Annotated in this window: 22 protein-coding genes; 12 read left to right on the top strand and 10 right to left on the bottom strand. The window is 60.2% G+C overall.

The genetic code is table 11. From position 1 onward, the window contains the following. Positions 1-113: 113 nt before the first annotated feature. The gene (locus tag PH558_RS07355) at positions 114-512 is read right to left on the bottom strand and encodes a VOC family protein (RefSeq protein WP_285203085.1); all 399 of its coding nucleotides are present in this window, start codon (positions 510-512) and stop codon (positions 114-116) included. Between the two features lie 102 nt (positions 513-614). Here PH558_RS07355 and PH558_RS07350 point away from each other — a divergent pair, with 102 nt between their 5' ends. Continuing rightward, complete coding sequence (locus PH558_RS07350) at positions 615-1,325, top strand: helix-turn-helix transcriptional regulator (protein ID WP_285203084.1); 711 nt, start codon at positions 615-617, stop codon at positions 1,323-1,325. 42 nt (positions 1,326-1,367) lie between these two features. Here the strand turns inward: PH558_RS07350 and rhaI are convergent, their stop codons facing one another. Together rhaI and PH558_RS07340 are read right to left on the bottom strand one after the other, a co-directional pair. Further along, positions 1,368-2,660, bottom strand: coding sequence for an L-rhamnose catabolism isomerase (gene rhaI, locus PH558_RS07345; protein ID WP_285203083.1), 1,293 nt, complete (start codon positions 2,658-2,660; stop codon positions 1,368-1,370). A 223-nt stretch (positions 2,661-2,883) separates the two neighbouring features. Beyond that, the gene (locus PH558_RS07340) at positions 2,884-4,980 is read right to left on the bottom strand and encodes a bifunctional rhamnulose-1-phosphate aldolase/short-chain dehydrogenase (RefSeq protein WP_285203082.1); all 2,097 of its coding nucleotides are present in this window, start codon (positions 4,978-4,980) and stop codon (positions 2,884-2,886) included. A 207-nt stretch (positions 4,981-5,187) separates the two neighbouring features. Between PH558_RS07340 and PH558_RS07335 the strand changes: the two genes are divergently transcribed. From PH558_RS07335 to PH558_RS07305, 7 genes are all read left to right on the top strand, one after another. Beyond that, entirely contained in the window at positions 5,188-6,000 is an 813-nt protein-coding gene (locus PH558_RS07335) for a DeoR/GlpR family DNA-binding transcription regulator (protein ID WP_285203081.1), read from the top strand. A 53-nt stretch (positions 6,001-6,053) separates the two neighbouring features. Beyond that, positions 6,054-7,049, top strand: a complete 996-nt coding sequence (gene rhaS, locus PH558_RS07330) for a rhamnose ABC transporter substrate-binding protein (protein WP_095436936.1) — start codon at positions 6,054-6,056, stop codon at positions 7,047-7,049. A gap of 73 nt (positions 7,050-7,122) precedes the next feature. Beyond that, positions 7,123-8,658 carry a sugar ABC transporter ATP-binding protein gene (locus tag PH558_RS07325; protein ID WP_285203077.1) on the top strand — a complete coding sequence of 512 codons (1,536 nt, stop codon included), beginning with the start codon at positions 7,123-7,125 and terminating at the stop codon, positions 8,656-8,658. Positions 8,659-8,668: 10 nt separating this feature from the next. Further along, on the top strand, positions 8,669-9,673 hold the full coding sequence (locus tag PH558_RS07320; protein WP_285203076.1) for an ABC transporter permease: 1,005 nt from the start codon (positions 8,669-8,671) through the stop codon (positions 9,671-9,673). After that, a complete protein-coding gene (locus PH558_RS07315) occupies positions 9,670-10,686 on the top strand; it encodes an ABC transporter permease (protein WP_285203075.1) in 1,017 nt (338 codons plus the stop codon). Before PH558_RS07320 ends, PH558_RS07315 begins: the two co-directional genes overlap by 4 nt. Next, complete coding sequence (gene rhaM, locus PH558_RS07310; protein WP_095436939.1) at positions 10,683-11,009, top strand: L-rhamnose mutarotase; 327 nt, start codon at positions 10,683-10,685, stop codon at positions 11,007-11,009. The genes PH558_RS07315 and rhaM overlap by 4 nt, the downstream gene beginning before the upstream one ends. Next, a complete protein-coding gene (locus PH558_RS07305) occupies positions 11,006-12,391 on the top strand; it encodes an FGGY-family carbohydrate kinase (RefSeq protein WP_285203072.1) in 1,386 nt (461 codons plus the stop codon). Before rhaM ends, PH558_RS07305 begins: the two co-directional genes overlap by 4 nt. On the opposite strand, the gene PH558_RS07300 is transcribed toward PH558_RS07305, so the two are convergent. Beyond that, on the bottom strand, positions 12,388-13,212 hold the full coding sequence (locus tag PH558_RS07300; RefSeq protein ID WP_285203071.1) for an aminoglycoside phosphotransferase family protein: 825 nt from the start codon (positions 13,210-13,212) through the stop codon (positions 12,388-12,390). The genes PH558_RS07305 and PH558_RS07300 overlap by 4 nt on opposite strands. Positions 13,213-13,611: 399 nt before the next feature. Here PH558_RS07300 and PH558_RS07295 point away from each other — a divergent pair, with 399 nt between their 5' ends. Beyond that, a complete protein-coding gene (locus tag PH558_RS07295; RefSeq protein ID WP_113407531.1) occupies positions 13,612-14,718 on the top strand; it encodes a branched-chain amino acid ABC transporter substrate-binding protein in 1,107 nt (368 codons plus the stop codon). A gap of 81 nt (positions 14,719-14,799) precedes the next feature. Here the strand turns inward: PH558_RS07295 and PH558_RS07290 are convergent, their stop codons facing one another. The 4 genes from PH558_RS07290 to PH558_RS07275 form a co-directional block, all read right to left on the bottom strand. Continuing rightward, positions 14,800-15,624, bottom strand: coding sequence for a sugar phosphate isomerase/epimerase family protein (locus tag PH558_RS07290; RefSeq protein ID WP_285203070.1), 825 nt, complete (start codon positions 15,622-15,624; stop codon positions 14,800-14,802). Positions 15,625-15,652: 28 nt separating this feature from the next. Further along, positions 15,653-16,828, bottom strand: a complete 1,176-nt coding sequence (locus PH558_RS07285; RefSeq protein WP_285203068.1) for a dihydrodipicolinate synthase family protein — start codon at positions 16,826-16,828, stop codon at positions 15,653-15,655. 12 nt (positions 16,829-16,840) lie between these two features. Then, the gene (locus tag PH558_RS07280; RefSeq protein ID WP_285203067.1) at positions 16,841-17,998 is read right to left on the bottom strand and encodes a Gfo/Idh/MocA family protein; all 1,158 of its coding nucleotides are present in this window, start codon (positions 17,996-17,998) and stop codon (positions 16,841-16,843) included. 129 nt (positions 17,999-18,127) lie between these two features. Then, on the bottom strand, positions 18,128-18,835 hold the full coding sequence (locus PH558_RS07275) for a TetR/AcrR family transcriptional regulator (RefSeq protein WP_095437652.1): 708 nt from the start codon (positions 18,833-18,835) through the stop codon (positions 18,128-18,130). Positions 18,836-19,123: 288 nt separating this feature from the next. Here PH558_RS07275 and PH558_RS07270 point away from each other — a divergent pair, with 288 nt between their 5' ends. Next, positions 19,124-20,335, top strand: a complete 1,212-nt coding sequence (locus tag PH558_RS07270; protein ID WP_285203066.1) for a TIGR03862 family flavoprotein — start codon at positions 19,124-19,126, stop codon at positions 20,333-20,335. A 22-nt stretch (positions 20,336-20,357) separates the two neighbouring features. Here PH558_RS07270 and PH558_RS07265 read toward each other — a convergent pair whose 3' ends face one another. Next, entirely contained in the window at positions 20,358-21,311 is a 954-nt protein-coding gene (locus PH558_RS07265) for an NAD-dependent epimerase/dehydratase family protein (RefSeq protein ID WP_095436946.1), read from the bottom strand. A 458-nt stretch (positions 21,312-21,769) separates the two neighbouring features. Here PH558_RS07265 and PH558_RS07260 point away from each other — a divergent pair, with 458 nt between their 5' ends. Further along, on the top strand, positions 21,770-23,344 hold the full coding sequence (locus tag PH558_RS07260) for a gamma-glutamyltransferase family protein (RefSeq protein ID WP_285203790.1): 1,575 nt from the start codon (positions 21,770-21,772) through the stop codon (positions 23,342-23,344). Continuing rightward, the gene (locus PH558_RS07255) at positions 23,341-24,585 is read left to right on the top strand and encodes an amidohydrolase family protein (RefSeq protein WP_285203065.1); all 1,245 of its coding nucleotides are present in this window, start codon (positions 23,341-23,343) and stop codon (positions 24,583-24,585) included. The genes PH558_RS07260 and PH558_RS07255 overlap by 4 nt, the downstream gene beginning before the upstream one ends. 93 nt (positions 24,586-24,678) lie before the next feature. Here PH558_RS07255 and PH558_RS07250 read toward each other — a convergent pair whose 3' ends face one another. Further along, on the bottom strand, positions 24,679-25,593 hold the full coding sequence (locus PH558_RS07250; RefSeq protein ID WP_285203064.1) for a proline iminopeptidase-family hydrolase: 915 nt from the start codon (positions 25,591-25,593) through the stop codon (positions 24,679-24,681). Positions 25,594-25,613: the final 20 nt, after the last annotated feature.

Raw genomic sequence — 25,613 nt, 5'->3', positions numbered from 1 at the left:
TATTTGGGTCGGTTCGTCACGCTCGCAAGGCGGCCAAGGCGTGAGTGAAGACGAGAGATGCCGACAGGCCGACGGCATCTCTCCTCCGCGGGATCTCGCCGGCTCCTTATCGCTCAGCGATCAGCAAAACGCTGCTTCGCAAAGTCCGTAACAGGCGTGTAGAGGCTGATGAGCGTTCCCTCGGGATCGCGGATCTGCCCTGCCCGGTTGCCCCAGGGCATCAGCTTCGGTTCGTGCACGACCTCTACCTTGTCCTTCAACCTTGCGAATTCGGCATCGACATCGTCGACCTGGAATTCGATAACAAGCGATCGGTTGACGCCGGGTTCGGCACTGCCCTCCTTGAACAGGGCGACAGTCTCGGCGCTTCCGATCGCAAGCGTCGCCGAGGGGGTGACGATCTCGGCAAAGACCGGCGCCAGCCACTCCGCAGCCTGACCCGTGACCATCTCATAAAAGCCGACCATTTTCTTGATGTCTGAGGCGATCAGACGCGTGGATGCCAGTTTCATCGCATACTCCTTCAAAAAGCCGGCCGAACATATCGTTGGCGGCTCGAAGGCTCTTGTTGCATAAGGCTGTTGCCACCATACTGGCAGCAGGAGTCAGCAGGAATGCGTCGCGCCGACCGTTTGTTTCAGATCATACAGATATTGCGCCGGTCGAACCGGCCGATAACCGCTGCCGCGCTGGCGGATGAGCTCGAAGTCTCCAAGCGCACGGTCTATCGCGACGTCGCCGATCTGATGAGTCAACGCGTTCCGATCGAGGGTGAGGCCGGTTTTGGATATCTCCTCTCACCGGGCTACGAAATGCCGCCGCTGATGCTGACGCCGGAGGAGATCGAGGCCGTCGTCCTCGGCGCACAATGGGTCGCGGGTCGTGCCGACAAAGCGCTTGCCAATGCCGCACGCGATGTGGTTGCCAAGATCACCGCCATCGTGCCCGAGCACCTGCGTCCCTTCATCGTTGAGCCGAGCGTCGGCGCCAAGCCGCTTCTTCAGGAAGCCGAAGAGGAAAACATCGACCTGCTCATACTGCGGGCGGCAATCCGCGAAGGGCGAAAACTTCGGCTGCGTTATCGGTCGGATGCGGGCGCGGAAAGTACAAGGATCGTCTGGCCCGTCATCCTCGGCTATTCCGACACCAGCCGCATTCTGGTGGCCTGGTGCGAGCTACGCCAAGGCTTCCGGCATTTCCGCACGGAGCGGATTACAGAGGCCGATATCCTCAATGAAGGTCATGGCCTGCGGCCAGGCGAGCTTCGCCGCCGCTGGGCAGCCTGGCGAGAGGCAGAACTTCAGCAATCTCAGCAGAAAGCCTAGGTATCGGGTGCTGACATCATTAGCCACCAGCACCCGATCATCTCAGATGATCCCGCCACCGCCAGCAACGGAAGCCGGACGCTCGGCGGCGACTTTGTTGCGATAACCGCTCGCCCTGTAGGTGGCGACCGGATCGATGGCGCCGCCGGCGCGACGGCGGGCTTCGGCCAGGATCGGCTCGACATCGGCGCGATAGGCGCGCTTCAGTGTTTCCGACGCCATCAGCGCGTCATTCGCATCCTGATAGCCGTCCAGCGCCTTACGATCGACAATCAGCGCCTGTGCGTAGGCGCGGCGGATCTCGTTGGCGCTGGAAATCAGGCTTTCGATCGGGTCCGTGACGTTGTGCGACTGGTCGATCATATGCGCCGGATTGAAGTCGTTGACCCCGCGCCGTTCGGCATCGACCAGCTCGTTGAAGACGAGGAACAGGCGGTAGGGCTCGATGGCGCCGGCATCGAGATCGTCGTCGCCATACTTGGAATCGTTGAAATGGAAACCGCCGAGCTTGCCGAATTGGATGAGGCGCGCGACGATCATCTCGATATTGGTATTCGGCGCGTGGTGACCGAGATCGACGAGGCACTGCGCCTTTGGGCCGAGTGTCTGCGCGATCAGATAGTTGGTGCCCCAGTCCTGCACGACCGTGGAATAGAAGGCCGGCTCATACATCTTGTGCTCTGAAAACAGCCGCCAGTCATCCGGCAGCGCCTTGTAGATGTCGGTCATGGCGGCGAGATAGCGCTCGAAGGCCTTGGTGAAATTGGTCTGGCCGGGGAAGTTCGAGCCGTCGCCGATCCACACCGTCAGGGCCTTCGAGCCGAGCGCCTTGCCGATTTCGATGCATTCGATGTTGTGCTCGACGGCCTGGGTGCGGGTCGCAGCATCGACGTGGCTCAGCGAACCGAACTTGTAGGAATGGGCCTGACCGGGCGCATCGGAAAAGGTGTTGGAGTTCATGGCGTCAAAGCCGAGGCCGAGTGCATCGCCTTTCGACTTCAATTCCCTCGCATCGGCCTTGTCCCAAGGAATGTGCAGCGAAACCCTTGGTGTTGCCCGCGTCAGCTGCTGAATGACGGCGCAATCATCAAGCTTGTCGAAGATGCCGCGTGGCTCGCCGGTGCCGGGGAAACGGGCAAAGCGCGTGCCGCCGGTGCCAACGCCCCAGGACGGAACGGCAACGAAGAATTCTGAAACTTTTTTGGTGACGGCTTCGATATCGATGCCGCGGCGGGCGAGCGTGGCACCGAGCGCCTCATAATCGGATTTCAGCGCGGCGGCACGCTTGTCATTTTCCTCAGCGACCAGATCGGGCGCGATCCTGTATTCGGCCATTCTTTCCTCCCATGTACGTCATTCGAAATATCGGCGTCTCGATCAGCTTATTCCCTCTTCTCCCCCGCGGGGAGAAGATGCCCAGCGGGCAGATGAGGTGGTAAGGAGCGAAGCGACGACCATCTTGAGCGTGAGCGAAAGATAGAATTGTGTCCGCCGTTTTCCCCCTCATCCGGCCCTTTGGGCCACCTTCTCCCCGCTGGGGAGAAGGAAGTGCGGCCAACTACCGCGTGAAGCTCTGCGCGTTGCCGGCGTCGACGTTGATGATATTGCCCGTCGACTTGGCGGAAAGGTCCGATGCCAGGAAGTAGATCGCTTCGGCGATGTCCTCCGGGAACACATTCAGCTTCAGCATCGAGCGCTTGCGATAATGTTCCTCCAGCTCGTCCACCTCGATCTTCGAGGAGGCGGCGCGCTGCTCGCGCCATTCGCCATTCCAGATCTTCGAGCCGCGCAACACGGCGTCGGGATTGACCGTGTTCACGCGAATGCCAGCTTCAGCACCTTCCAGTGCCAGGCAGCGGGCGAGATGAATCTCGGCGGCTTTTGCCGTGCAGTAAGCGGCGGCATTCGGCGAGGAGGCCAAACCGTTCTTCGAGGCGACGAAGACGACATTGCCGCCGAGATTCTGGCGGCGGAACAGCCGGAAGGCTTCGCGCGAAACGAGGAAATAGCCTGTCGCGAGGATATCGATATTGCGGTTCCACATCGAAAGCTCGGTGCTCTCGATCGGCGCAGAAGACGCGATCCCGGCGTTTGAGACCAGAATATCGACGCCGCCGAATTCGACGCAAGCCTCGGCAAAGGAGGAGATGACGGCATCTTCCTTGGTCACGTCGAGCTTGACGCTGCGCACCGCATCCGCTCCGTATCTTTTGGCGAAATCGGCCTGTGTGCTCTCCAGCGCCGCCTGATCGATGTCAGCCAGAACCACACAAGCGCCGTCGCCCACCAGGCGTGCCGCCGTCGCACGGCCGATGCCGCCGGCGCCGCCGGTGACGAAAGCGACACGGCCGGCAAGGCTCTTCGGCTTCGGCATGCGCTGAAGCTTCGCCTCTTCCAGCAGCCAATATTCGATATCGAAGGCTTCCTGCTCCGGCAGGCCCTGATATTCGGAAACCGTGGAGGCGCCGCGCATGACATTGATGGCGTTGACATAGAACTCGCCGGCGATACGGGCCGTCGCCTTGTCGCGGGCAAAGGACAGCATGCCAACGCCGGGCACGAGGAAGATCACCGGGTTCGGATCGCGCATGGCAGGCGAATTGTCATGCTTGCAATCATTATAGTAGCGCGCGTAATCGGCGCGGTAATCTTCCAGCGCCTTGTCGAGACCGGCGATGACGGCATCGACATCGGGCTTGGTCGGGTCGAAATCGACGATCAACGGTCGGATCTTGGTGCGCAGGAAGTGATCCGGGCAGCTGGTGCCGAGCGCGCCGAGCGGACGAAGGCTCTTCGAATTGACGAATTCGAGCACGGCATCCTGATCGTCGAAATCGCCGAGCTTGCGCTCGGCCTTGCCGATGCGGCCGCGGATCTCAGGCATCAGCCGGGCAGCGATGGCGCGGCGCTCCGCCTGCGGCAGGCTCTGGGTAATGGCACCGCCGAAAATCGTCTTGCCTTCCGTCTTGGCGGCGAACCATTCGATCGCCTTGTTGATGATCGCGAGCGTCAGCTCGTAGCATTCCTTGGCGTCGTTGGCCCAGGTGAAGAGACCATGGCTTTCGAGAACAACGCCCTTAGCATTCGGATGCGCCTTGACGAAGGCTTCGAGATCGAGGCCGAGCTGGAAGCCGGGACGGCGCCAGGGCAGCCAGCCGATCTCGTCGCCGAAGATCTCGCGCGTCAGTTCGCGCGAATTCTTCGAAGCGGCGATGGCGATGATGGCATCCGGATGCATGTGGTCGACATGGGTGAACGGCACGAAGCCGTGCAGCGGCGTATCGATCGAAGCGGCTCGGGCATTCAGATTAAAGGTGCAATGCGGCAGGAAGCCGACCATGCGATCCTCGTCGGCAACGCCCTGATAGATGTTCTTCAGGCTGTCGAGCTTGTCCTGATAAAGCGTAGCGAAACCGTCGAGCTTGATGGTGCCGACATCGCCGCCTGAGCCTTTGACCCAGAGCACCCTAACCTTCTCGCCGGAGAGCGGATCGGTTTCCATGACCTTGGCCGAGGTGTTGCCGCCGCCATAGTTGGTGATACGCTTGTCGGCACCGAGCAGATTCGACCGATAAAGCAGCTTGCCCGGCTCATCCAAGTCGGCCGCATACGCATCATCCCAACGGTTCTTCAGAAACTGAACGCCAGCCGCCATGTCATCCTCCCTTGAAATCAAGTCTTTCGGGCAGACCGGATCATGATGGAGCCGCCCTTTCTGAGCAGGGTATCGCTCACGTATAGTCACCTTGTCAATCGAAAACGATCAAATTCGATAATGTTGCGCTGCAATATGAAAGTTTATGATCGTTTATGATTGACACGTTGTCATATTTGCGAAATAACCGCCGACAAGGAGGAGCCTATGCACGAACGTGAACGCCATCGCATTATTCTGAGCGCCGTACAGGAAAAGTCTGTCGTGACGATTCAGGATATTTCCGAGCTGACCGAGGCTTCGGAAGCGACGATACGCCGTGATATCGCTGCCCTGCATGTACAGGGAAAGATCCGGCGCGTGCGCGGCGGCGCGGAATCGATCCATCCCCCACAGCTCGGCAATCTTGCAGCGCGGCCGTTCCGTGTATCCGAAGCCGTCAATATCGATAGGAAACGCGCAATTGCGCGCAAGGCCGCCGAACTCTGCAACCCCGGCGACGCCATTATCATCAATGGCGGCACGACGACATTCCAGCTGGTTCACTATATCTCGGCCTTCCGGCTGCAGGTAATGACCAATTCCTTTGCCATCGCCGAACACCTGGTCAAGCATTCGAAGAACAACGTGACGGTGCCGGGCGGCGCGATCTATCGCGAACAAAGCCTGATCCTCTCGCCTTTCGACAACGATACGATCCGGAATTTCTATGCGCGGCGCATGTTCGTTGGTGCACAGGGCGTCGGCCCGCTCGGCGTCATGGAAGCCGACGCGCTTGTCATCCAGAGCGAACAGAAGCTCATGCGTCAGGCCGACGAACTCGTCGTCATGGTCGATTCGAGCAAATTCCGTCAGCGCTCCAGCCTGATCCTTTGTCCGCTTGAGCAGGTCTCGACCATCATTACGGATGACGGCGTTTCCGCCGACACGGTCCGCATGATCGAGGATGCGGGCATTTCGCTCATTATTGCAAATGTTTCGGCTCAGGCCGAGGAGGAAGATTCCCCGTCGGTCGCATGAGACGCGCGGCTCAGGCGGGGTGAGCATGCCTATTAACTTTGGGAGGAAGTGACATGAATATTGCAAAGAAACTGGCGATCGGCGTCGCGCTTGCCGCCACGCTTTTCGCCGGCGCGGCCAGTGCAAAGGACATCAAGATCGGCCTCGTGGTGAAGTCGTTGGGCAACGGCTTCTTCGAAGCCGCCAACAAGGGCGCACAGGAAGCCGCAAAGGATCTCGGCGGCGTGCAGGTGATCTACACCGGACCGACCTCGACCACGGCCGAAGGCCAGATCGAAGTCATCAACTCGTTGATCGCGCAGGGCGTCGATGCCATCGCGATTTCGGCAAATGACCCCGATGCAGTCGTCCCGGCTCTCAAGAAGGCCACCCAGCGCGGCATCAAGGTGATCTCCTGGGATTCCGGTGTCGCCAAGGCCGGCCGCATCCTGCAGCTGAACCCCTCGTCTAACGAGCTGATCGGCAAGATGTGCCTGACGCTCGCCAAGGATCACCTCGACGGCGGCAAGGGCAACTTCGCCATCCTGTCGGCCACGACGACGTCGACGAACCAAAACATCTGGATCGGCGAGATGAAGAAGCAGCTGAAGGATTTCCCGGGCCTCAACCTGGTGACAACGGTCTATGGCGACGACCTCTCGGACAAGAGCTATCGTGAAGCCCAAGGCCTGTTGACCTCGCATCCGGAAGTCAAGGTCATCGTCGCTCCGACGACGGTCGGCGTGCTCGCCGCTTCGCAGGCCGTCAAGGATGCCGGCAAGATCGGCCAGGTCTACGTGACCGGTCTCGGCCTGCCGTCCGAAATGGCCGGCGCCATCAAGTCCGGTGCAACGAAGGAATTTGCGATCTGGAACCCGATCGATCTCGGCTATTCCGCAACGCAGATCGCCTATCGCCTCGTCAAGGGCGAGACCGACGGCAAACCCGGCAGCGAGATCAATGCCGGCCGCATGGGCAAGATCAAGGTTGGCGAAAACGGCGAAGCCGCCATGGCCGATCCGTTCGTCTACAACGCTTCGAACATCGATCAGTTCTCCAAGGTTTTCTGATCGAAAATCGAACTCGCAGCTCTCCGGCGGCATCAGCCGCCGGACCTGGTTTCATTGATCCGGTACATTGCTGATGACCACAGTCCTTCAACGCTCCATCGCGGACGCACCAGCCGCGAACAATCAGGCCATTCTGGAAATGCGGGGCATTTCCCAGATCTTTCCAGGCGTGAAAGCGCTGGATGGCGTCAGCATTTCGCTCTATCCCGGCAAGGTGACCGCGCTGATCGGCGAGAACGGCGCGGGCAAATCGACCCTCGTGAAGATTTTGACCGGCATCTATCGTCCGAATGAAGGCGAGATCCTCGTCGACGGCAAACCAACGGCTTTCGCCAATGCACAAGCCGCGATCGATGCCGGCGTCACGGCTATTCATCAGGAAACCGTACTCTTCGACGAGTTGACAGTTGCCGAAAACATCTTCCTCGGCCATGCGCCGCGCACGTCCTGGCGCACCATCGACTGGAAGACGATGAACAGCCGCTCGAGGGAACTTCTGCAATCGCTGGAAAGCGCCATCGATCCCACGACCCGATTGAAAGACCTCTCCATCGCGCAGCGCCATCTTGTGGCAATCGCACGCGCTCTGTCGATCGAGGCCCGCATCGTCATCATGGACGAACCCACAGCAGCCCTTTCCCGCAAGGAGATCGACGATCTCTTCCGCATCGTCGAAGGATTGAAGGCGAAGGGTAAAGCGATCCTCTTCATCAGCCACAAGTTCGATGAGCTCTATGAAATCGCCGATAATTTCGTCGTCTTCCGCGACGGTCGTGCCGTCGGTCACGGCGAACTGAAGTCGACGCCGCAGGACGAAATCGTTCGCATGATGGTCGGACGCGACGTCAAGGACGCTTTCCCGAAAGTGCCTGTTACTATCGGCGGCACCGTTCTCGAAGTCGACAAATACTGTCACCGCACCGAGTTCCGCGATATCTCCTTCAAGCTTCGGCGCGGCGAGATCCTTGGCGTCTACGGGCTGATCGGCGCCGGACGTTCCGAGCTTTGCCAATCGCTCTTCGGCATCACCAAACCGCTGTCCGGGCGCCTGACGCTCGACGGACAGGAAATCCAGGTACGTTCGCCGCAGGATGCCATTGCCGCCGGCATCGTCTACGTGCCGGAAGAGCGTGGCCGCCACGGCCTGGCGCTGCCGATGCCGATCTATCAGAACATGTCGCTACCCTCCCTCGGACGCACCTCGCGCAAAGGCTTCCTGAAGGCGGCCAACGAATTCGCTCTCGCCCGCAAATACGCTGAACGGCTGGATTTGCGCGCGGCCGCGCTTTCCGTGCCTGTGGGAACGCTCTCCGGCGGCAACCAGCAGAAGGTGGTCATCGGCAAGTGGCTGGCGACGCAGCCGAAGATCATCATTCTGGATGAACCCACCAAGGGGATCGATATAGGCTCGAAGGCTGCCGTCCACGGCTTCATCAGCGAGCTGGCGGCCGAAGGCCTCAGCATCATCATGATCTCCTCCGAACTGCCCGAGATTCTTGGCATGTCGGATCGCGTGCTGGTCATGAAGGAGGGTCTGTCCGCTGGCCTTTTCGAGCGCGAAGGTTTGACGCCGGAAACCTTGGTGCGCGCCGCCACGGGAAATGCATAAGGAGAGCCGGATGCCACGCATCCTCAAAAAGCGCGAAACACTGCTCGCCGTTATCATCGTCATAATGATTGCCGGTTTCGCAACGCGTGCGGCCGGCTTTGCCGAGCCCAGCAATCTTGCCAATATCTTCAACGACACCTCGATCCTCATCATCCTGGCGCTTGCCCAGATGACGGTCATCCTGACGAAATCGATCGATCTGTCCGTTGCCGCCAATCTGGCGCTGACAGGCATGGCAGTTGCGATGCTGAACGCAGCCTACCCCGATATTCCGCTGATCGCACTCGTCATCACGGCAATCCTGATGGGTGCGGTTCTCGGCGCCATCAATGGCTATCTCGTCTGGGCGCTGGAAATCCCGCCGATCGTCGTCACGCTCGGCACCCTGACGATCTATCGCGGTATGGCATTCGTTCTGTCAGGCGGCGCGTGGGTCAACGCGCACCAGTTCACGCCGATCTTCCTGAACGTGCCGCGCACGCCGCTTCTCGGCCTGCCGGTACTTGCCTGGATCGGCATCGCGATCGTGCTGATGATGTATCTGGTGCTGCGCTATACGCAGTTCGGCCGCTCGGCCTATGCGAGCGGCGGCAATCCAGTTGCCGCCGTCTATGCCGGTATCGACGTCGGCTGGACGCGCTTCCTCGCCTTCGTTCTGTCCGGCGCGCTCGCCGGTCTCAGCGGCTATCTCTGGGTCTCGCGCTATGCGGTGGCCTATGTCGATATCGCCAATGGGTTCGAGCTCGATAGCGTGGCGGCCTGCGTCATCGGCGGCATTTCGATCGCCGGTGGCGTCGGTTCGGTCGCCGGCGCGGTCTTGGGTGCCCTGTTCCTCGGCGTCATCAAGAACGCACTTCCGGTCATCGGCATCTCGCCGTTCACGCAAATGGCGATTTCAGGCACCGTCATCATTCTTGCCGTCGTCTTCAACGCCCGGCGCGAACGCAACCGCGGCCGCATCATTCTGCGCGATCAGGCCGCGAAGGACACCGCCAGCCAGGGAGCACACGCATGAGCAACGGTTCGCAAGCGGTAACCGCGGAAAAGCGCGTCATTCCGGATCGCCTCGGCACGCCTTTCAAGCGCATCATGGCGAGCTGGGAAACGCTGCTTTTCGGCGTCGCGGTCGCGATCTTCATCTTCAATTCGCTGGCTTCGCCCTATTTCCTCGATCCCTTCAATCTCTCGGACGCGACCTTCAACTTCACCGAAAAGGCGATGATCGCCTTTGCCATGGCGCTCCTCGTCATCGCTGGCGAAATCGACCTCTCGGTCGCAGCCATCATCGCGCTCGCCTCGACGGCCATGGGGGCCGCGGCGCAACTGGGCGTCGATACGCCCGGCCTCGTTGCCATCGGTATCGGCGTCGGCCTCGTCTGCGGCATCTTCAACGGATTCCTCGTTTCCGTGCTGAAGCTGCCATCGATCGTCGTCACCATCGGCACGATGAGCCTGTTTCGCGGCATTTCCTATATCGTTCTCGGCGATCAAGCCTATGGCAACTATCCGGATAGTTTTGCCTATTTCGGCCAGGGCTATGTCGTCTGGGTCTTCTCGTTCGAATTCGTGCTCTTCATCGTGCTGGCGATCGCCTTTGCCATCCTGCTGCATGCGACGAATTTCGGCCGTCAGGTCTATACGATCGGCAACAATGATTTCGCCGCGCGCTTCTCGGGCATTCCGGTCGAGCGGGTCAAATTCATCCTGTTTCTCCTGACCGGCATCATGAGCGGCATTGCCGCGGTCTGCCTCACCTCGCGCCTCGGCTCGACGCGCCCTTCGATCGCGCTCGGCTGGGAACTGGAGGTGGTCACCATGGTCGTGCTCGGCGGAGTATCGATCCTCGGCGGCTCGGGGACGATCGGCGGCGTCGTCATCGCCGCCTTCGTCATGGGCCTCGTCACCTTCGGCCTTGGCCTGCTGAATGTTCCCGGCATTGTCATGTCGATCTTCATCGGCCTCCTCCTCATCATCACCATCGCGCTGCCGATCGTGGCAAGGCGCATCAGGACCATGAGCTCCAAATGACCGCTGCTCTCGAACGCCACGCCTTCAAGATGACGCTCAATCCAGGCATGGAAGCGGAATACCGGAAGCGGCATGATGAAATCTGGCCCGAGCTGGTCGATCTGCTGCATCAGGCCGGCGTCAGCGATTATTCCATCCATCTCGACCGCGAGACGAATACGCTTTTCGGTGTGCTGACCCGGCCGAAAGATCACACGATGGCCAGCCTGCCCGCACATCCCGTCATGAAGAAATGGTGGGCGCATATGGCGGATATCATGGCGACCAATCCCGATAATTCGCCCATCCAAAGCGATCTCGTCACGGTCTTTCATCTGCCATGAACAGCGAGACAGTCTACCGCCACATCGCCGTGATCGACATCGGCAAGACCAACGCCAAAGTCGTTGTGCTGGATGCCGGGACCGGTGCCGAGATTGCGGCCATCAGGACCGCAAACAGCGTCCTGAAGTCAGGTCCTTACCCGCATTACGATATCGAAAGCCTATGGCGCTTCATCATCGAGGCGTTGAAGGGCTTTGCAGCCACGCCCGGCTTCGATGCCATATCAATCACCACCCATGGCGCATCCGCCGTGATGCTTTCAGCCGATGGCAGCCTTGCGTTGCCGGTTCTCGACTATGAGCATGGCTATCCCCAAGCCGTTCAGGATGCCTATGCGCAAGTGCGCCCGGCTTTTGCCGAAACCTTTTCGCCGCGGCTATCCGGTGGCCTGAACGTCGGCGCGCAGATCCATTATCTGAAAATTACTTTCCCGGCGGATTTCGCCCGTGTCGCGACGATCCTGACCTATCCGCAATATTGGACGTTTCGCCTGACCGGCGTTGCCGCCAACGAGGTGACCTCGCTTGGCTGTCACACGGATCTCTGGAATCCAACCACCCAAAACTATTCGTCTCTGGTCGACGCGCTTGGCATTCGCGGGCTGATGGCGCCGGTCCGTTCAGCTTTCGAAGCACTTGGGCCGGTCCTGCCAGCACTTAGCGAAGAGATCGGACTAACAAAATCGGTGCCCGCCTATTGTGGCATTCACGACTCCAACGCTTCACTGCTGCCGCATCTGGTCGAGAACGAAGCACCTTTCGCCGTCGTCTCGACGGGAACCTGGGTGATCAGTTTCGGCGTCGGCGGCGATCTCGATCATCTCGATCCCGCTCGCGATACCCTTGCCAATATCGATGCCTATGGCCGCGCCGTGCCGTCTTCCCGCTTCATGGGTGGCCGCGAGTTCGAGATTCTGGCAGCGGAAATCGGTATTGCATCCCATGAAGCAATCGAAGCCGCGTTGGAACCGGTGATCGAGAAAGGCCTCATGCTACTGCCCAACGTCGTTGACGGATCGGGACCCTTTCCCGGCCAGACGCGACGCTGGATCGGGGATATCTCCGTGAGCAAGGCCGAACGGCTCGCAGCCGTCAGCCTCTATCTCGCGCTGATGACGGAAGCCTGCCTCGATCTGATCGGCGCCAAAGGACCGGTCTTCGTCGAAGGTCCCTTTGCGCTCAATCGCCCCTACCTCACTGCCCTCTCTGCCTTGACGAGCACCGATGTCATCGCACTAGCGAGTTCGACCGGTACCAGCCAGGGTGCCGCCTTGCTGGCAGGGATAAGACCCATCAGTGCCGCGGATAGCCCGCCTGTTCGCGCGGAACTGCCGGGGTTGGCGCGCTATCGGCAGTCCTGGCGCGAGGCCATGATCTCCTAATCTTCGGTTCTGGCGAGTTCTGCCGCCGCGATTTCGGCAACACGCAGCGTCGGTTCGACGTGTTCATCCTCGCCATCTTCGATCAGCCAGCTTGCTGAAAGGCCGGCCCAGGCAACGATCCATCGCAACAGGCGCCCGCGCTCCATTCCCGCCGCCTCGGCAACGACTGCCACTTGCCGGGCAAGACGGCCGGGAGATGTGGCGACGGCGTTATCCGGATTGCAGAAGAGATTGGCGTAGTCGAAGCCGCGTTCGCCTACGAGCCCCTTGGGATCGATCGCAAGCCAGCCGCGCTCTGAGAAGTCAAGAATATTGCCGTGATGGACATCGCCATGCAGCGCCACGACATCGCGGGGTTCCGACAGCAGTTTGCGGGCCGTGACAGCAGACCGTACGAAAGTGCCACCTTCGCAGTGGGCCATAGTTTCGAGCGAACGAAACCGGTGGACAAGCGGAATCAATTGCGGCAAGCCGCCCCCGCGAGAGGCATGAAGCCCAGCGACAGCCTCGCAGATGATCCGGCTTGCCTCGTCGTCCTCGCCATTCCTTGCCATCTCGGCAAGTGAGCGGCTGCCTGTCGCCCGTTCGAGCAGGATAGCATCGTCCTGATGTTCGAGAACACGCGCAGCACCAATGCCATTCCACCAGACCATAAGCTCGGCCCCCGATTTCTCCTCCGGTGCGTCGGCGATCTTCAGCATCGCCGGCTCACCATCACGACGCACGGGGAAAAGCCGGCTGGAATGCGTCACGATCGGAGCGCCATCGGGGATCAACCGCCAGAGGTCAAAATAGGCTTTGAAATCGTCACTCTCATTCACGCGACATCAATCTCCTCGGCATAGGCCACGCCATGACGGGCGCCGTTACCTATGTGGGTCAGCGGCGTCGAAACTTCCACTTTTAGATTCACCTCACTTTACCGCCATATCGCCTGGGTCTTGGGAGCTAGCGCGCAACAACCATCCCTCGTCAAAATTTTCGAAAAAACGCTAAAATTGTCTTCGCGACGGTTATTTTCTTGCGGAATCGTCGCAATATTCCTACACAAAATACCCTCATGAGCGCTTTCGAGATCAAAAAATGTCCGAAGGCGATCATCGGCTTCGATATCAGCCTCGTTTCTTTAAAAAGAGCGCCTCACGGCAGTTTGCGCGTCGAGACAGGTGATTGCGGACGGGTTCAAAGGGCGCTGCCGCGCCTATCCAAGGAGAGCTAACATGAGTCTGAAGACATTGACGGCCGCGACCTTCGTCGCTTCGCTGGCCTTCGCACCTCTCGCACATGCGGACATCACCATCGGCCTCATCGCGCCGCTAACCGGCCCGGTCGCAGCCTATGGCGAGCAAGTCAAGAATGGCGCACAGACCGCCGTCGACGAAATCAACAAGAGCGGCGGCGTTCTCGGCCAGAAGCTCGTTCTGAAGCTCGGCGACGACGCCGGCGATCCGAAACAGGGCGTATCGGTCGCCAACGGCTTTGTCGGCGAGAGCATCCGCTTCGTCGTCGGCCCGGTCACTTCGGGTGTCGCTATTCCGGTTTCAGACGCGTTGGCCGAAAACGGCATCCTGATGGTCACGCCGACCGCAACCGCTCCGGACCTGACCAATCGCGGTCTCACGAACATCTTCCGCACCTGCGGCCGAGATGACCAGCAGGCCGTCGTCGCCGGCGAATATGTCGTGAAGAACTTCAAGGACAAGAAGATCGCGATCCTCAATGACAAGGGCGCCTATGGCAAGGGCCTGGCGGACGCCTTCAAGGCTGCGATCAACAAGGGTGGCATCACTGAGGTCGTCAATGACTCGCTGACCCCCGGCGAGAAAGACTACAGCGCCCTGACGGCAAAGCTGAAGCAGGCCGGCGTCGAAGTGATCTACTTCGGCGGTTATCATCCGGAAGCAGGTCTGCTGGCCCGCCAGCTGCACGACATCTCCGTCAAGGCGCAGATCATCGGTGGCGACGGCCTGTCCAATACCGAATATTGGGCGATCGCCAATGATTCCGCAGCCGGCACGCTCTTCACCAACGCGTCCGACGCGTTGAAGAACCCGGCTTCGCAGAGCGCCGTTGCCGCCCTAAAGGCCCGTAACATTCCGGCCGAAGCCTTCACGCTCAACGCCTATGCCGCCGTCGAAGTGCTAAAGGCTGGCATCGAGAAGGCCGGCAAGGCAGATGATGCCGAAGCCGTGGGCGCTGCGCTGAAGAAGGGCGAACCCGTCGACACTGCCATCGGCAAGGTCACCTACGGCGAAACCGGCGACCTGACCTCGCAGAGCTTCTCGCTCTACAAGTGGGAAGGCGGCAAGATCGTTTCGGCCGAATAAGCCGTTACGTCATCGCTTCGAGATAGAGCCGGGCCACTTTCTGGCCCGGTTTTTTGTTGTCGATCCATAAGGTACTGCCACTCAGCAAACACTACGGAGACGCTCGATGCAGGTGGAAAGGACCTCCTCGCCCGGCCGCTTCCACCAATTATTCTGAGAGAAGATCTCGACCTCCTGCAAGCCAAAGAAACCGGCCTTCTCGATCTCCGCGCGAATACGCTTCAAGTCGATGACGCCATCGCCCATCATGCCGCGATCGAGCAGCAGGTCCGTGGTCGGCACCAGCCAGTCGCAGATGTGATGCGCTAAAATTCGGCCTCCAGCGCCAGCGCGCGCGATCTGCTGATAAAGCTTCGGGTCCCACCAGACATGGTAGACATCGATCGCGACACCGATGCCCTCACCCAAAAGATCGCAGATGTCGAGCGCCTGTTCCAGCGTGTTCACGCAGGCGCGGTCGGCCGCATACATCGGATGCAGCGGCTCGATCGCCAGTGGTATGCCGGAGCTACGCGCATGCGGCAGGATCGCCGCGATACCGTCCGCCACCATCTCGCGGGCATGAGCGATATCCTTCGATCCCTCCGGCAGACCGCCGACGACGAGAACCAGGCAATCGGCATTCAGCGCCGCCGCTTCGTCGATCGCCCGCTTGTTGTCGTCGATTGCAGCCGCCCTACCCTCGGCGCTTGCCGCGGGAAACATGCCGCCGCGGCAAAGGCCAGTCACTTTGAGCTTGTTGTCGGCGACGATGCGAGCAGCCTCCGAAAGCCCGATCTTATGCACCTGATCGCGCCAGGGCGCGATCGCGACGATATCCTGCTTGAGGCAGGCTTCGACCGCTTGGCGCATGTCATATTGCGGGCGCACTGTTGCCAGATTGATGGACAGACCCTCTATAGCCATAATGATGATTCTCCCCCGATCTTGTCCGCTAGTCGATGCCGACGGTGGCAAGGATCGCCTTCATGCGATAGACCGCGAGATCGGGGTCACGCAGCACGCGCGCCGCGTCCGCCAGACGGAAAAGCTCCGAAAGATGCTGGATCGATCGGGTGCTCTGCTGGCCGCCGAGCATCTGGAAATGGTCCTGGAACCCGTTGAGATAGGCGAGGAAGACGACGCCTGTCTTATAGAAGCGCGTCGGTGCCTTGAAGATATGGCGCGATAGCGGAACAGTCGGCGCCAGGATCGCATGGAAGGCGTCGAGGTCGTTTTGAGCAAGCTTTGCGAGAGCCGCGCTCGCCGCCGGTGCGATGGCATCGAAGATGCCGAGCAGGGCATGCGAATAGCTCTGCTCGTCACCGGCGATCAGTTCGGCATAGTTGAAATCGTCACCGGTATACATCTTGACCGACGGATCGAGCCGGCGGCGCATGACGATTTCCTTCTCCGCCGAAAGCAGCGAAATCTTCACGCCATCGACCTTGGCCGCATTCTGATTGATGATCGCTGTCGCGGTCTCCATGGCCAGCATGTCGTCGGCCGAGCCCCAATAGCCCGCCAGCGCCGGATCGAACATCGAGCCGAGCCAATGAATGATGACGGGCTCTTTGACCTGACCGAGGATGCGGTCGTAGACCCTGACATAGTCGTCCGGGCTCTTGGCGACTGCCGCCAGCGCCCGGCTCGCCATGAGAATGACGCGGCCGCCCTGCCCTTCCACATAGGCGACCTGTTCCTCATAGGCGCGGATGACGTCATCGATCGTGACTTTGGGACCGGGCTGCAGGTGATCGGTCCCGGCGCCATAGGCGATCACGGCATCCGGCCGGCCGCGGGCGGCCGACTGCGCATGCGCGATCAGCTCCTTTGCGCCGGTCCAGTCAAGCCCCATGCCGCGCTGGGCGGTATCCATTGCTTCCGCGACGCCAAGGCCGAGTCCCCAGAGATACTCGCGGAAAGCGATCGTGCGCTCCCAGTCTATATTGCGGTCAAGCCAGGGATCGTTATCGGCAAGCGCATCGACCACGACATGCGCGGCAGCATAGGCCACGCGATTGAAATGATGACCGCCCGCCGGTTTCACAGGCGCCATCAACGGCTCATTGACGGGCGTGAAAGCGGCGATCGTACCATCCGCCCTTGGCAAGTGAAGGCTTCTCTCCATGAGATCAGCCTCCTAACGGGCCGAAAGGGAGGGAACGTCGACCCAGCGACGCTCGGCCCAACTCTTCTGTGCCAGCTCTGCCAGCTGCACACCCTTAGCGCCCTCGCGCAGCGTGAACTTCCACGGCGCATCCTCGACCACATGGCACAGGAACTGCTCCCATTGCGCCTTGAAGCCGTTGTCGAAGGCCTGCGTATCGGGCACCTCTTCCCAGGTATCGAAGAAATTGATCGGCTGCGGCTGATCCGGGTTCCAGACGGGCTTCGGCGTGTTGACCCGATGCTGCGTCCAGCAGCGCATCAGACCGCAGACGGCCGATCCATGGGTACCGTCGACCTGGAAGGTGACGAGATCGTCGCGGCGAACCCTGACCGCCCAAGAGGAGTTGATATGCGCGATAACGCCACCTTCGAGCTCGAAGGTTGCATAGGCGGCATCGTCGGCATCGGCAACATAGATGTTACCGTTCTCATCGACGCGGCTTGGAATATGCGTCGCGCCGAGGCAGCTGACCGACTTTACCTCGCCAAAGAGATTGTCGAGTACATAACGCCAATGCGGCAGCATATCGAGGATCATGCCGCCGCCGTCTTTTTTGCGGTAGTTCCAGGAGGGGCGCTGTGCCTTGACGCCCCAATCGCCTTCGAAAACCCAATAGCCGAATTCGCCGCGCACGGAGAGGATCTTGCCGAAGAAGCCGCTGTCGCGCAGCATGGCGATCTTGCGCAGCCCAGGCAGGAACAGCTTGTCCTGAACGACACCGTTCTTGACGCCGCGACGCTCTGCCGAGGCAGCAACCGAGAGCGCCTCCTCCAGCGTCTCGGAAATCGGCTTTTCGCAATAGACATGCTTTCCGGCGGCAATCGCCTTCTCGAGAAGCTCGACGCGCATCTGCGTCGAACCGGCATCGAAGAAGATCGTATTGCCGGGATCGGCAAGAGCGGCACCGAGATCCGTCGTCGTCTTCGACAGGCCGTGCTTGCGGGCGATCGCCTCGATTTTTTCGGCATTGCGGCCGACAAGTAGCGGCTCGGGCATCAAGCGGTCGCCGTTCGACAGAAGAACGCCGCCCTGTTCGCGGATCGCCAGGATGGAACGCACGAGATGCTGGTTATAGCCCATGCGGCCGGTAATGCCGTGCATGATGATGCCGATCGGCTTCGTTGCCATGAGTTTCTTCCTCCCGTAAATAACTATATAGTTACATAACTGACACGGCGAGCCGATGCTGTCAACGGCCATCGTCAATGGCCGCGACGGCAATCATCTGCCGTTGCTGAGCTCGTGGCTCCGGGGATTTCAGGGACGCAGATAGGCGAAAATCACATCGACGATATGCTCGCCCCAGGCGTCGATCTCACTCTTGTCAGAGAGGTTCCGACGGAAGATCGTCGAGAGCGTCCAGCGGTTCGTGAGGAAGAACGAGCCGAGGGCCGCAATGCTCATATAGATCTTCACCGGATCGCAGCCGCTGCGGAATACGCCCGTCGCCACACCGCGATCAAGCAGGCCGGATATCTCCGACACCAGCGGCGAGTGCAGCTCGAAAATGCGCGCCGAACGCTTCAGGAAGCGGGCCTTATGCATGTTTTCCGTGCTGAGAATCCCCAGGAATTCCGGGTGATCCAGAAAATATTGCCAGGTGAAGACGACCAGCTCCCGCATGCCGTCGGCAGGCGAGCGATGCGAGAGATCGAGCCGTGCTTCCGCCGAACGGATCGCGATATAGCTACCTTCCAGAACGGCGACGTAGAGCGCATCCTTGCCGCCGAAATAGTGATAGAGCATCCGCTTGTTGATTTTCGCCCGTTCGGCGATGGCATCGACGCGAGCGCCGCCATAGCCGCGCTCGGCAAATTCCTTGGTCGCAGCCGCCAAAATCGCCTTGCTGGTGCGTTCCGCATCCCTGAGACGGGGCCGTTCCGAAGCTGCGCGCGAGGGTGTTTTCTCTGCATTCGCAAGGCCTGCATTCCTTGCGCTACGCTTCACGGTCTTGGCTTCTGACATCATGGCTCCCGGCGGCATTTCGTAAGGCTTATGCGGCCCACCCTCGCGCCGATAAGTAACCGATCATCGCATAAGTTGACAGCCCCCGGCGAATCGAAGGCAATAGTAACCATATGGTTATATCGATTTAAATGTGAATATGGCGAAGGATATGGATAAGAAACGTGGAATTTCCAGCGCTGCCGTAACCTTCTGAATGACGGTAGATTGGGCCGGGACAGGGCAGCGATCTTGCGTTCGGTCCCCATCCGGCCCTAGAGAACAATAGGCAAGCGACACCGGGTGAGCATGACAAAAAAGCAAATCGCAATCATTGGCGGCGGCCCTGCCGGGTTGATGGCGGCAGAGACCTTATCGAGGCTTGGCCATCACATCGTGGTCTATGACAGCATGCCGACGGTTGCGCGCAAGTTTCTGCTGGCCGGAAAATCCGGTCTCAACATCACGCATTCGGAAGATTACGGTGTTTTTGCCACCCGCTTCGGCGCTGCTTCGTCCCTATTGCGCGCGGCGCTTGACGATTTCCAGCCTGATGAGATCAGAGCCTGGGCGAAAGGCCTGGGAACAGAAACCTTCATCGGCTCGTCCGGCCGCGTCTTCCCGAAAGTCATGAAGGCGTCGCCGCTGCTACGTGCCTGGCTGGGGAGGCTGGAGACGCTAGGCGTCAGCATCATGACGCGGCACCGCTGGTGCGGCTTCGAGGACGACAGTCTGGTCTTCGAAACACCAAACGGGCACCGGCTCGTGCGCCATGACGCCGTTCTGCTCGCGCTCGGCGGTGCAAGCTATGCCCGGCTCGGATCGGACGCGGCATGGGTCAGCCGGCTGCGCGATAAAGGGATCGACATCGCCGCCTTCCAGCCAGCCAATTGCGGTTTCGATGTCACCTGGAGTGCGACCTTCAGCGAGCGCTTTGCCGGCGAACCCCTCAAAGCCGTGACGGCAGCATCGGAAGCCGGAATTTTTCCCGGCGAATTCGTCATCTCAAAAACAGGAATCGAGGGCAGTCTGGTCTATGCGCATGCAGCCTCGTTACGCGACCGGTTGGCAAAAATGGGCGAGGCCTCGCTCATTGTCGATCTGGCGCCCGGACGCAATGAGGAGCGTTTGGCGCGCGATCTGGCGCGGCAGGATCCCAAGGCCAGTTTCTCCAATCGCCTGCGCAAGGGCGCCGGCATCGAGGGCGTCAAGGCGGGTCTTTTGCGCGAGCTTGCCGAACCCGCCGTTCTCTCGCATCCGGAAGCGCTTGCCGGCCTGATCAAGGCTTTGCCGATTCCGTTGCTGAGGCCGAGACCCATTGCCGAGGCCATCTCGTCTGCCGGCGGCATTCGTTGGGATGAGCTCGACGAAAGATACATGCTGAAGAAGCTCCCCGGCATGTTCGTCGCCGGAGAGATGATCGATTGGGAAGCGCCGACGGGCGGCTATCTTCTGACGGGCTGCTTTGCGACCGGGCATGCAGCGGCAAAAGGCATGGATTCCTGGCTCAAGGCCAGTTGATCCAAGCCGGAACGCCTGAGCTTTAGCCGATCCGGCCCTTCTCCATCAGCCAGGCAACCGCTTCCTGAACGGCCTGCAACGAGGTGTAGCGGGGCCGGTAGCCAAGCAGTCTTTCAGCCTTCGCAATCGAGCAATTCGGGCTTCTGGCAATGTGCTCCCAGGTCGCCTGCGCATCTTCCGCCGACTGGCTTTCGGCCCATGCCCCATAGGGCAGGAATTCCAACTTTGGCTCATGTCCGAACCAGCGCGACATGGCCTCTGCATAGCCTCTGAGCGTCAACGCACCGCCTGAAACCGCATGAAAAGCCTCTCCCGTCGAGACCCGCCAATTGGCAATAGCGCCCATGAACATTTGCGCGACATCATCGGCATGAACGTGGTGGACTGTCTCCAGGCCGAAATTCGGCAGAACGAAGGTTTCACCGCGCGCCAAGGTCGAAAACGCCGACAAGTTGAAATGCCCGGCGGGATTAAGAGGCTCCCAGCCTGGACCGACGATATGGCCGGGATGGATCAGGGTTGCGGGGAATCCCCTGCGGCGCGCCTCCTCAAGCAAATGCGCTTCGATCGCCGCCTTCTGAATGCCATAATCGCCGAAGGGCCGCTTTGGCGCCTCTTCCGGCGTCGGAACAACGGTCGAAAATCCATGCGTCCAGATCGTGCCCGTATGCAGGAAATGGCCGACATGATCGGTGAGCGCCTCCGTCAGATGCCTTGCGCTGTCGAGCGTGAAGCAGATCATGTCGATGACGATATCCGGTTTCAAGGCGCGAATGGCTGGACCGAAGCTGCCTTCCTTCTCCATGGCGGAGCGATCCATCGCCTGCATCTCCACATCATTCCACGCTTTGTTCGGCGAATAGGGTTTGGCCTGGCCGCGGCTGATCGCCACGACCTCATGCCCCGCTTCCACGAGCCGCGGCACGAGATAGGTGCCGATATGGCCCGTTGCACCGATAATCACCGTGCGCGTCATGATGTCCTCCCAAGGTCAAGATTGAAATCGGCGGCTGCCGATATGAAAGAAATGATCTGCTCCGTGAGAATAGGAGAGCGGACGGCTTTGTCATCCCTCTCATGGCTGAAAAAGTCATTCACCACCGTCTTCATTGCAGGAGGCGGTGACGGAGGCATCCGCGGCATCTTCCAGACCGCATCGGGGACTGAACCGCCACTTTTTCCATCACCCATACACGAACATGCGAATTCCTGGGCACTCACTGTGGCATGAACGCAAGATCGGCCTTTGGCATCTTTGCCGCCTTGGTAACAAGGAACTGATTTATTCTGAATAGATACAATGGCTTGAATCATGATCGTCCAGCTGGGGCGCCTTATGGCATCGGTATTGCATGTCCGGCTTTCCAGACCATGCCGCCGGGATTTACCAATGCCGAACAAGACATCATCGCCATCAGTGCGACCGCTGATTTCATGACTCCCTCCACCAGACAGATCGCTCAAACCAATTCGGCATCGTCCCGTGCCATGATTGCGACACCGCATTGGCAGGCCAGCGAAGCAGGCGCGAAAGTGCTCAGACGCAGCGGCAATGCGATTGAGGCATTGGTTGCGGCCGGAGCTGCTCTATCGGTCACCTACCCCCATTTCTGCGGGCTGGGCGGTGACGCTGTCTGGCTGGTGGCGGACGAGAAAGGCAATGCACAGACTTTCCTCGGCATCGGGCAGGCGGCGGCAGACATTCCGCGTAGAGACATACCTTTACGAGGCGCAGCCTCGACCCTGACGACGGCCTGCCTCGTGGATAGCTGGGAGAAAGTGCTTGCCTATTCCGCCGACGCATGGGGCGGCACGGAGCGATTGCCGACCCTTCTCGACGACGCCATCGCACTGGCAGATGCCGGCTTCGAAGTCAGCAGGTCGCAAGCCTTCTGGTACGAATTCCGGCGTGATGAGCTGAGGAGCTGGCCAGGCTTTACCGGGCTCTTCCGGTCCGGCGGCATCCAGCACCAGCCCGCCTTGGCGCAGACGCTCAAAGCCATTGCGCGTCACGGCCCCCGCGAATTTTATGAGGGAGCTCTCGCCCGTCGAATTGTGAACGGGCTTGCAGAGGCCGGCTCTCCTCTTTCGGCCGCAGATCTTGCTGCCACGCGGACCGATGCGGCGGCTCCTCTCCAGCAGGCGTATCGCGACACGATACTTCTTGCTCCACCCCCACCGACACAAGGGATAACCACCCTCGGCATCATGGGTGTGCTCGACCATTTGCCGATGGCGAATTTCCGGCCCGAGGGTCCGGCCTATTATCATGCGCTGGTCGAAGCCGTGAAACAGGCGTTCCTCGATCGACATGCGATCGCCGATCCTCGTTTCGCCGAGGACGTCTCGAAACACCTCCTCGATCCGACGCGCCTTGCCGCCAAGGCTGCGGCGATCGATCCGGCACGAGCCCTGCCTTGGCCGCAAGACTATCGACATGGCGACACGGCGCTGCTTGCCGCCGTGGACGCCGATGGAAGATGTGCGTCGCTGCTGCAAAGCCTCTATTTCGATTGGGGCAGCGGCGTGGTGGTCGGCGACACCGGCCTCCTCTGGCAAAACAGGGGCGCAGCCTTCAGCACCGACCCAGCAAGCCCCAATTATATCCAGCCTGGAAAGCGTCCTTTCTATACCCTTAATCCAGGTCTTGCGCTGAAGAGCGGGCGTCCGCATCTGGTCTATGGGACGCAGGGCGCGGATGGCCAGCCGCAGACGCTGTCGCTGCTGCTCAGCCTGCTGATCGATCACGGCCTTGATCCCGCAGCAGCGCTCGCACGCCCGCGCTTTTTGCTCGGCCGAACATTCTCGGACAGCCGCGATAGCCTGAAGATCGAGGAAAATATTGGCGCCGAACTGGTTTCTGCCCTTGCCGCCATGGGACATGAGATCTCCACCATCGATGCGCTCAGTCCACTTGGGGGCCAAGCCGGTATTATCCGTATCGGCGAAGACGGGGCGATCGACGGCGCGCATGATCCGCGGAGCGACGGAGGCGCGATCCTGCTTTGAGCGCCAGCGATCAACAATTCGATCTCATCATCCGAAATGTCCGCATCGAGGAAGATGGCGATTTCGTCGACATTGGCGTGCGGGGTGACCGGATCGCAGCCATAGAACCTCGCATTCGGTGCGACGCGGTATCGGACGTCGACGGCGGGGAAAGCTTCGCCTTCGGCGGATTTGTCGATACTCACATTCATCTCGACAAGGCCTGCATTCTCGATCGCTGCACGATTTGCGAGGGCACGCTGACTGAGGCCGTGCGGGAAGTCGCCAAAGCCAAGGCCGGCTTTGAAGAAGCCGATGTTTATAAGCGCGCCGCACGCGTCGTAGAGCAAGCGATTTCGCACGGCACGACGAGGATGCGCACCTTCGTCGAAATCGATCCGCGCGCAGGCTTCCGCTCTTTTGAGGCAATCAAGCGCATCCGTGGGGATTATGCTTTCGCGGTCGACATCGAAATTTGTGCCTTTGCTCAGGACGGGCTCACGAACGAGCCCCAAACATACGACATGCTCGACGCAGCACTTGCCGATGGTGCGGATCTGGTGGGCGGCTGTCCTTATACGGATCCCTCTCCCGACCGGCATGTGGACATGATTTTTTCCCTTGCCGCAAAGCACGATGTTGCGGTCGACTTTCATCTCGATTTCAGTCTCGATCCGGATCGAACCGATCTGCCTGACGTGATCGACGCAACGCTCCGTCATGGCTGGCAGGGTCGCGTATCGATCGGCCACGTCACCAATCTGTCGGCCATGTCGCTGGCGGAGGTTCTTGCCATCGCAGATGACCTGGCAAAAGCCGGCATAGCAATGTCGGTGCTTCCGGCAACCGATCTGTTCCTCATGGGCCGGGGTCAAGATCGCCTAGTTCCGCGTGGCGTCGCGCCGGCCCATCTGCTCGCCGGGAGAGGGGTTGTCACGTCCATCGCGACCAACAATATGCTCAATCCCTTCACACCCTATGGCGATGCCTCGCTCATTCGCATGGCCAATCTTTACGCCAATGTCGCCCAGCTTTCGCGTGACGAAGATATGAGCCTGGCTTTCGACATGGTGAGCGGAATGGCAGCGGGCCAACTCGACGGCGGCACACATCTGCAAGCCGGCGACGAAGCGACGATCGTACTCCTCGACAGCTCCGGTCCCGGTGCGGCGGTACGCGAGATTGCCCGAGTGATTGCCGGCTGGAAAAAGGGGCACAAGAGCTTCGACAACGGCCGCCCTACGCTCCACAAACCGATCTAGAACGATCGCGCCATTCCATCGGGGACCGAAGTGGTCGACGATGGAAGAAGCGAGGCGAGCAGCGCAATTGGATATCCCGTTACGGCAGAAAGATCAGTCATACCGCGTCAGGAATTCCGAGACCGTCTTCAGGCAAAGATCCTTCTCTTCGACATGCGGCATGTGGCTCGAATTTTCAAAGAGCACCCACTCGCAACCCCTGACGCGATCGACATAGGGCTTGACCACCAGTGGCGTCGCCTCGTCATATTTGCCCGAGATCAGCAAGGTCGGCGCCTCAATGAGGGCAAGCCTGTCTTCGATCGTCCAGTCCTTCATCGTGCCGATGACGTGAAACTCGGTCGGGCCGTTCATGTTGCGGTAGACGGTATTGTCCTCGTCCATGGTGGCGAAGGTGCGGGCAACTTCCTCCGGCCAAGGCACGACCCTGCAGACATGGCGATCGTAGAAGACGCGGGAGGCGATGATGTATTCCGGATCGGCGATCGTGCCGGCCTGTTCATGCTTCAGCAGCGCATCTTGAACATCCTGCGGCAGCTCCTCGCGAAGACGGTTCGCTTCCGCAACCCAGGTGTGCATGTTGGCCGGCGAATTGGCAATTACCAGCGCCTTCAGCCCCTTCGGTCGACGCACCGCATGTTCAGCGCCCAGCATGCCGCCCCAGGACTGTCCGAGAAAGGCGTAGCGATCCTGAATGCCGAGGTGCCTCAGCAGCGTGTCCAGCTCATCCAGGAAAAGCGCCGGCGTCCAGAAGTCGGGACCCTCCTCCGGCAGTCGCGTGGACTTGCCGTTGCCGAGCTGGTCGTAGTGGATGACGGCGCGGCCATCGATTTCGGCAATGTCCTTGAAGCTGTCGACATAGTCATGAGTGCAGCCAGGCCCGCCATGGGCAACGACGAGCGGCAGCCTGACGGAATCGAGCGATCCGGTGATGCGGTACCATGTCCGGTATTCGCGAAAGGGCAGAAAGCCTTCCTGCGTCGGGGTTGCGGCCACGTGTCTCTCCATCTCCAGGCTTCGATGGAGCA

It is taken from the genome of Rhizobium pantanalense, assembly GCF_030182525.1.
GTDB lineage: Bacteria > Pseudomonadota > Alphaproteobacteria > Rhizobiales > Rhizobiaceae > Rhizobium.
This window is presented reverse-complemented; position numbering and strand designations above follow the sequence as displayed.